Source organism: Streptomyces longispororuber (assembly GCF_014656095.1).
Lineage (GTDB): Bacteria > Actinomycetota > Actinomycetes > Streptomycetales > Streptomycetaceae > Streptomyces > Streptomyces longispororuber.
The window spans coordinates 1-7,757 of sequence record NZ_BNBT01000247.1 but is presented as its reverse complement, the minus strand read 5'-3'; the positions used below and the strand labels follow the sequence as shown (position 1 = coordinate 7,757).

Annotated in this window: 8 protein-coding genes; 2 read left to right on the top strand and 6 right to left on the bottom strand. The window is 74.7% G+C overall.

Going from position 1 to position 7,757, the window contains the following annotated elements; genetic code table 11:
• The 4 genes from IE330_RS37095 to gap all read right to left on the bottom strand — a co-directional run.
• On the bottom strand, nt 1-1,945 hold a 1,945-nt coding region (locus IE330_RS37095), incomplete at its 3' end, for an ATP-binding protein (RefSeq protein WP_190140591.1).
• Entirely contained in the window at nt 1,942-2,304 is a 363-nt protein-coding gene (locus IE330_RS37090) for an effector-associated constant component EACC1 (RefSeq protein ID WP_190140590.1), read from the bottom strand. The genes IE330_RS37090 and IE330_RS37095, both read right to left, overlap by 4 nt.
• A 119-nt stretch (nt 2,305-2,423) precedes the next feature.
• On the bottom strand, nt 2,424-3,167 hold the full coding sequence (gene aroQ / locus IE330_RS39525; RefSeq protein ID WP_308439079.1) for a gamma subclass chorismate mutase AroQ: 744 nt from the start codon (nt 3,165-3,167) through the stop codon (nt 2,424-2,426).
• A gap of 122 nt (nt 3,168-3,289) precedes the next feature.
• Entirely contained in the window at nt 3,290-4,294 is a 1,005-nt protein-coding gene (gene gap / locus IE330_RS37080) for a type I glyceraldehyde-3-phosphate dehydrogenase (RefSeq protein ID WP_190140588.1), read from the bottom strand.
• Between the two features lie 164 nt (nt 4,295-4,458).
• Here gap and IE330_RS37075 point away from each other — a divergent pair, with 164 nt between their 5' ends.
• Nucleotides 4,459-5,073: a MarR family winged helix-turn-helix transcriptional regulator gene (locus IE330_RS37075; RefSeq protein ID WP_229926201.1), complete on the top strand. Its 615-nt coding sequence runs from the start codon at nt 4,459-4,461 to the stop codon at nt 5,071-5,073.
• 122 nt (nt 5,074-5,195) lie between these two features.
• Nucleotides 5,196-6,176, top strand: coding sequence for a ferric reductase-like transmembrane domain-containing protein (locus IE330_RS37070; RefSeq protein ID WP_190140587.1), 981 nt, complete (start codon nt 5,196-5,198; stop codon nt 6,174-6,176).
• Between the two features lie 25 nt (nt 6,177-6,201).
• Here the strand turns inward: IE330_RS37070 and IE330_RS37065 are convergent, their stop codons facing one another.
• Together IE330_RS37065 and IE330_RS37060 are read right to left on the bottom strand one after the other, a co-directional pair.
• Nucleotides 6,202-6,951: a class I SAM-dependent methyltransferase gene (locus IE330_RS37065; RefSeq protein WP_190140586.1), complete on the bottom strand. Its 750-nt coding sequence runs from the start codon at nt 6,949-6,951 to the stop codon at nt 6,202-6,204.
• Nucleotides 6,920-7,757: MFS transporter (locus tag IE330_RS37060; protein WP_506005402.1), on the bottom strand; the 838-nt coding region annotated here is incomplete at its 5' end. The genes IE330_RS37060 and IE330_RS37065, both read right to left, overlap by 32 nt.

Below are 7,757 nucleotides of genomic sequence, written 5' to 3'. Positions count from 1 at the left end.
GCCCCGGCGCCCTGGCCTCGCCGGGGCGGAGCCCGCCGCCGAGGAGGGCGAGGCAGCCGCGCGCCCGCGCGATGGCCCGGCCGTCGGTCCGGGCCGTCGCGTACCGGTAGGCCGCCTCGGCCTCCTCCCTGGCCTCGTCGAGCCGCCGCTCCTCGCGGAGGGCGTCGGCCACCTCGCAGCTCAGCTCGGTCGCGAGGTTCCACCGGTCCGCGCGCGCGGCCCGCGCGGCGGCGCGCAGCTCGGGGAAGGCGGCGGCGCGCCAGTCCCGGCCGGGGCCGTGGTCGCGCGCGGCTCTCAGCCGCCGCCGCAGGTGCAGGTAGAGCCAGGTGCGGCAGAGGGCCGCCTCCTTGGCGGAGGTGTGCGAGTAGCTGCGGTAGAGGTCGTGGAAGGCGTACCGGTCGTCGCTGCGCTGCAGGAGCCCCGCGTCCACCAGCTCCTCCAGCATGAGCCCGCAGATCCCGGGGGGCATCCGGCTGAGGGCCGCCGCCGAGTGGCGGTCGAAGTCCGCTCCGGGGTGGCTCACGCAGGCGTGCAGCACGTGGCGCTGCCGCTCGTCGAGCGCCTCGTACGACACCGTGAAGGCGGTGCGCACCCGGTCGTCGTCGGAGCGCAGGTGCTGCAGCGGCCGGTCGGACTCGCGCATGGCGTCGAGCATGAGGTCGGGCGGGGTGCGCCGGAGCCGGGCGGCGACGGGGTGCAGGGCGAGCGGGAAGCAGCTCAGCAGCCGGGCGATCTCGGCCAGTTCGTCGTCGTACCCGGTCAGGCCGCTGAGGTGGCGCAGCATCTCCACCGCGTCGGGCAGCGCGAGGGGGGCGAGCGCGTGGCGGCGGACGCCGGCGCCGGCTTCGGTGAGGGAGGCGCGGCTCGTGGCCACGACGAGGGCGTCCCGGGCTGTCGCGAGGGCCCGGGAGACCTCCGCCACGTCCGTGACGTCGTCCAGGAGGACGACGGGGAAGCCGACGGCCCGGTGCCCGCGGCGGCCGGTGAGCCGCTGGTGCAGCTCGGCGGCCAGCGCCGACTTGCCCACGCCGGGCGGCCCGTGGATGACCAGGAGCCCGGGCCCCGCGGCCGCCCGGGCCGCGAGGTCGTCCAGGTCGCGGTCCCGGCCGAACAGCCGTTCCGCGGGCGGCGGCTGCGGTGTCGTGACTGCTTCGCGCTCGTGGTCCCGCGAGGCGTCCGCGACGTACGCCGGGTTACGGAAGACGGCGATCCGCTCGCCGGAGTTGTGGACGCCGAGCTGGGGGTGCTGGGGGTGTTCCCGGGTGCTCAGGTGGTGGTACAGCCGCCCGTGCAGGGTGCCGAAGTCGAGCACGGGCCCGGCCTCCGGCACCCCCGCCCTGACCAGGCCCACCAGGGCGCCGGTGAAGGCGGTCAGCTCCTCGTCGGGCGGGGAGTAGGCGAGTTCGGTGGCGGCGCTGGAGGTGAGGACGCACACGCCGTCGATGTCGGCGGCCTGTTTCAGCAGCGCGTCGCGGGCGCCCATGCCGCCCTCGACGGCCGCGCCGCTGAAGCAGCAGTCGAGGACCACGGCGCACTTCAGGTGGCGCTGCCGGTGCGCGGCGCGCACCTCGTCGCGGATGTACGCGTGCGGCAGGGCCCGCCACATCTGCTGGTCGTTGGAGTCGTGCAGGGCGAGGTGGAGCTCCGTCGGCCGGTTCGGGTGCAGCAGGCCGTGTCCGGCGTAGTACACGAACAGCGTGTCCGTGGCCTCGCGCACCGCCTCGTCGATGGCCCGCATCACCTCGCCGGTGCCGGCCTCGGGGCCGAGCACGCGGCAGCTCGCCGGGCTCAGGCCCCAACTGGCCTCGTCGCAGAGCACGTCGCGCAGCGCGGCCACGTTCCGCCTGACCGCGGGCAGGGGGGCGAGCCCGGCGTCCGCCGCGTAGGAGTCGACACCGATCAGGACCGCTCGGGAGGACGCCCGAGCGGACAGCCGTACCGTCATGTACTGGTCTGCTCCCGTTCGCCACGTGCCCGTACCGTGCGGAGCACGTCCTCCACGGTGCCTTCCAGCACGGTTCCGTCGTTCTCGATGACGCGCACCACCGGGGGCGGGGTCGCGCGGGGCCGTCGCCAGGCCGCGACGGCGACGAGCAGGCTGAGGACGCCGACCGCGCCGTCGACGATCGCGGTGACCGTCTCCACCGTGCCCATCCCTGCCGCGGAGCCCGGCGCCCCGGCCGCGGCGGTCGCGGCCGGTTCGATCTCGACGCCCGCCCGCGCCACCGAAGGATCACGCCGCAGCCAGCCGGCCAGCGCACCGGCGCCCGCGGGGCTCCCCGCGTCGATCCACACCTCACCCATGCACGCTCCCCCGGGCTCTGTCCCAGCGATGAAGACTCCAGGGTCGCATCTTCCACTTGCGCGCGGGGCGTTGTATGCCGACATGCATCCACAGGGGCGAGATCACGCCACCGTTCGGCTCACCCGCACACCGCTCGCACCGCCCGTCCCAGGGCCACCGCGTGCGTGCCGTCGAGGGCGCGCTCGTGCCGCACCTGGGCGGTGGCCGCCGCGAGGAGGCCCGCGCAGGACGGGGCGGTGCGCGCGGGCAGGGCCGCGGCGAGGGCGCGCACCAGCTCACCATTGACGCGATCGATCTCCTCGCGGACCGCGTCAAGGCGGGGCCGTTCGGCGGGCGCCGATGCCGGGTCGGCGTCCCACCGGCGGTGCAGCGCGCGCTGCACCGCCTTGTGCGCCTCGATCTGGTCGCGGAAGACGCGCACCGTCACCCCGGGGCCGCCACCCGCCTCCACCGCCTGCCGCGCCACGGCGTCCAGGACCCGCCGCTCCCGTGCCGGGTCGTCGACCGGGCCGCCGGTACCGTACTTGGCGGCGGCGACGGGTTCCGCGGTGGCCAGGCGCCGCGCGGAGAGACCGACGACGACGTGCAGCCGCGCGTACGGGCCGGGGTGCGCGGCGGACGCGGCGGCTGCCGGACGCGGGACAGGCGCGGCGGTGGCGACCGGGTGCGGGACGGGCACGGCGGTGGCGGACGCGGTGGCTGCCGGGCGCGGGACGGGCACGGCGGTGGCGGACGCGGTGGCTGCCGGGCGCGGGACAGGCGCGGCGGTGGCGGGGCCTTGGGCCGCGAGCAGCAAGGCGGCGGCGCCACCGGCGGCGAGCAGGCGTCCACGGCTGGAAACGGCGGATGGGGCGAGGTGCACGGGCGTTCCCCTTGTCGACTGGTCGGCGGTCACGGCGATCACGCGGTTGACGACCACGGCGCCCCCGGGCGGGTTCCCACGGCTACGACCACTCCCGCCCACGGGCGCCGTACGATCCTGCCCTACAGACCCGCGCCCACCATCAGGGACAGGTCGACGAGGCGGTTCGCGTAGCCCCATTCGTTGTCGTACCAGCCGACTACCTTGACCTGGGGGCCGAGGACGCGGGTGAGTCCGGCGTCGAAGACGCACGAGGCCGGGTCGGTGACGATGTCCGTGGAGACCAGGGGCGCCTCGGAGTAGGTCAGGAGCCCTCGGTAGGCGCCCGCGGCGGCCTGCGCGTACGCCGCCTTGACCTCCTCGACGGTGGTGCGGCGGGTGGTGGTGACGGTCAGGTCGGTGACGGAGCCGGTGGGCACGGGCACGCGCAGCGCGAACGCGTCCAGGCGGCCCTGGAGTTCGGGCAGCACCAGGCCGATGGCCTTGGCGGCGCCGCTGGAGGTGGGGACGACGTTGAGGGCGGCGGCGCGGGCGCGGCGCAGGTCCTTGTGGGGGGCGTCCTGGAGGTTCTGGTCCTGGGTGTAGGCGTGGACGGTGGTCATCATGCCGGACTCGATGCCGACGGAGTCGTGCAGCACCTTGGCCAGCACGCCGAGGCAGTTGGTGGTGCAGGAGGCGTTGGAGATGATCGTGTGGCGCCGCGGGTCGTAGGCGTCCTCGTTCACGCCGAGCACGATCGTGACGTCCTCGCCGCTGGCCGGAGCCGCGATGATGACCTTCTTGGCACCGCCGTCGACGTGCGCGCGGGCCTTGGCCGCGTCGGTGAAGACACCCGTGGACTCGATGACGACGTCCACGCCGAGGTCCCCCCACGGCAGCGCGGCCGGGTCGCGCTCGGCCAGGACCTTGACGGACGCCTTGCCCGCGCGGATCACGCCGGGCTCGGCGGTGACCTCGTCGGGGAAGCGGCCCAGGACGGAGTCGTGGGCCAGCAGGTGGGCCATGGTCGGCACGTCGCCGAGGTCGTTCACGGCGACGATCTCCAGGTCCTCGCCGCGGGCGGCCACCGCGCGGAACACGTTGCGGCCGATCCGTCCGAAACCGTTGATGCCGATGCGCACAGTCATGGGGCTCGCTCCTTGTGTGCGGACGCGGTCGTACGACGCGTACGGCGCGGCCGCGTCCGGGTGCGGAAGGGATGGCGGCATGGGCGTGCCCCGCCCCGTCGCACGGGCCACCCGCCGGCAAACATCATAAGCAGCTTATATAAGTCGCGCGATATATTTCCGCCGTGAACGAGAACGCGCTCCCTGACAACGCGCACCCTGACGACCCGCACCCTGACGACCCGTACCTTGACGACCCGCACCCCGGCGAGGCACACCGCAGCGAGTCGCACCCCGTCGGCGACGCGCACCACGGCGCGGACGGTGCGGAGCACGCAGCCGTCGACGGCCGCGTCGTCGATGACGGCGACGACCTCGACGTGCACGCCTTCACGACCGCCGTCGAGAACTTCAACCGCTTCTACATCCGGCTCCCGACGCTGGAGAAGCTGCCCTTCACGACGCTCTCGGTGCTCGACACCCTCGCGTTCGGCGGCAGCCCGAGACGGCTCACCGAGCTGACCAGGACCGAGCAGCTCACCCAGCCCGCCATCACCCAGCTCGTCACGCGCCTTGAGCGCGACGGCCTGGTGGAGCGCCGCCCCGACCCGAGCGACGGCCGCGCCGTCCTGGTGCACATCACCGAGGCCGGGCGGCGCGTCGGCCGCTCCCGCCACCAGGACCGCACCCGGCACCTGAGCCCGCTCGTCGCCCGGCTCTCCCCCGAGGACCGGCGGGCCCTCGCCGCCGCGCTGCCCGCCCTGACCCGCCTGGCCGAGCTCGGCCGCGCCGACGGCTGAGGACCGGCGACCGGCGACCGCTCACCGCCGATCGTCCCGGCGGTCTGCGCAACTGGCCTCCCGCCAGCCATACTTGTGCCCATCGCGCCTCGGACACCCCACCCGCACCGGAGGGCCACGTCATGCAGCAGGAAATGACGCCAGACAACGACGGCCCGCCGGTGCGGGAGGCGGCGGCCCCGGCCGCCACCCGGGTGCGCCTGCGCGCGGACCTCCGCGCGGCGCTGCCCGACGCGGCGGCGGCCGTGGGTGTCACCGCCGCCGTGTTCGCCTTCCTGTGGTCCCGCGTGGCCTCGGGCGACTCGGCCACCGTCGCGGTCATGCCGTTCATGGACGACCCGGCCACCTACTGGATGTACCTGCTGAGCCAGGCGTTCGGCTGGTCGGGCCTGCTGTGGGCCTGGGGCACCGTCATGCTGGGGCTGCTCCTGTCCGGCCGGCTGACCGGCCGCCTCGCGGCGTCGCGCGCCGCGCTGGAGCGCTGGCACCGGACCACCAGCCTCACCACCATGGCCCTGATGTTCGCGCACGCGCTGATGTTCGCGGCCGAGCTGGTGCGCTACGAGGCCGGCCTCGGCTGGGCCGAGCGGCTGTGGGGCGGCTTCGCGGACGCCTTCGTCCCCGGCTGGTACGACTCGGGGACCGGCGAACTGGCCATCCCCATCGGCCTCGGCGCGCTGTACCTCGCCGTACCGCTCGGGCTGCTCTTCTACGTCCGCCACCGCATCGGCCCGGCCACGTGGCGACGGCTGCACCGGTGCGTCATCGTCGTCTACGTCCTCAGCGTGTGGCACACCCTCCTGTACGGCACCAACGTGTGGTACGGCGAGTGGCCGCGCACGGTGCTGTGGCTGCTCCAGTTGCCGGTGGCGGTCCTGCTCCTCGCGCGCCTGTGGCGGCCCGCGCGGCGCAGTGAGCGGCTGGGCGCGCCGCGCCGGACCGGGGCCCTCGCCTGGGCGCTGCGGGGGGCGGGGCGGGTCGTCGCCGCCGCCGTGGTCGTCGGCCTGGTGGCCGTGGTGGTGTCCGGGCACGACGGTGGACGGGAGCGCCCGAAGCCGCAGCCGCCCTCCTCGGCACCGGACGACCACCACGACCCGGAGTGATGCGCGAAGGCCGTACAGCCTCAGGTCACTCGGGCCGTACGGCCCGGACGATCAGCCGCTCCGCGTCCTGGTCGTAGGGGCGGGCGTCGAAGCCGCCGAACACCTCCACCCCGGCGAACCCCGCCGCGCGCACCATCGCGCTCAGCTCGACGGCGCTGTACACGAACCACACCAGGGCGGCGCGGGTGACGGTGTCCCCCCGGACCAGCACCCAGTCGCTGCGCAGCCGGGCCCAGTCGTCGAGGACCGTGTCGGTCTGCACCAGCAGGTCGTCGCCGCGCCGCACCACCTTGGGCGGGGTCACCTTGCGGGCGAGGAGTTCCTTCCCGGCCACGTCGAGCAGCAGGGTGCCGCCCGGCGCGAGGGCGGCGTACATGGCCTGAAGGACGCGGTCGTTGTCGGCGGGGTCCTCGAAGTATCCGAAGGACGTGAACATGTTGAGGACCACGTCGTAGGAGCGCGGCTCCGAGAAGGCGAGCACGTCCTCCTCCACGTAGCGGACGCTCACCCCCTGGTCCGCGGCGCGCTTGCGGGCCTGGGCCAGCATCGCCGCGCTGCGGTCCACGCCCGTGACCTCGTGGCCGCGCACGGCGAGCGGCACGGTGAACACGCCCGGGCCGCAGCACAGGTCGAGGACCCGCGTGCCACGGGGGAAGGACAGCAGCGAGGAGGTGGCGAGGAGCTGCTCGGCCTGGCGGTGGCGCTGCTCGGAGAAGAGGAAGTCGTAGAACTCGGTCCAGAAGTCATCGTCCTGGAACCCGCCGGTCCGTGTCATGGGCGCTGGTCGTTCCTTCCGCGTCGGAGCTGTCGGAGCTGTGGGGACTGCCGGAGCCGTTGGGACTGTTGGGACTGTCGGAGCTATTGGGGCTGTCGGAACTATTGGGACTGTCGAGGCTGTCAGGGCTGTCGGCGCTCGCGGCACTGTGGTCGCTGTCGTGACCGACGGGGCCGTCGTGAACGTCGCCCGCGCCGCGCAGGGCCAGCAGCGCCGGAGGCAGGACGAGGCACTGGGCGGCGGCCAGGAGCCAGAACAGGCCGGTGTCGCCGGCGCGTTCGGTCAGGCCGTAGAGCTGGCCGCCCAGGATGCCGCTGGCACAGGCGCCGAGTCCGGCGGCGAGGCGCTGCCTGCCGAAGACCACCGCCTCGGAGCGGGTGCTGCGGCGCAGCGCCTCCAGGTCGTTCTTGAGGAACAGCACGATGTCGCCGAGGGTGATGAGAGCCCCGCCGACGAGCAGCGCGGGCCGCGAGCCGAGGGCGAGGACCGCCATGCCCGCGGCGAGGCCGAGGAAGCCCAGGGCGAGCGCCCGCGGGTAGGGCATGCGCCGGATGGCGTCGGAGGCGAGCGGCTGGACCACGATGACCAGGGCGAAGCACAGCAGCAGGACCACGCTGTAGAACGCGCTGGACGCCCGCTCCACCGCGTACACCGCGAGGTAGTGCTGGAAGTGGAAGTACAGGTAGAACGCCAGGGCGTTGGCGGCGAAGGGCAGCACGGCCACGGCGCCGCCCGGCCCCGGCCCGCCGCCCGGCTGCTCGGGCCGCCCGCCCGCGGCCGGGTAGAGCCGTGCGTGCCCGGCCGTG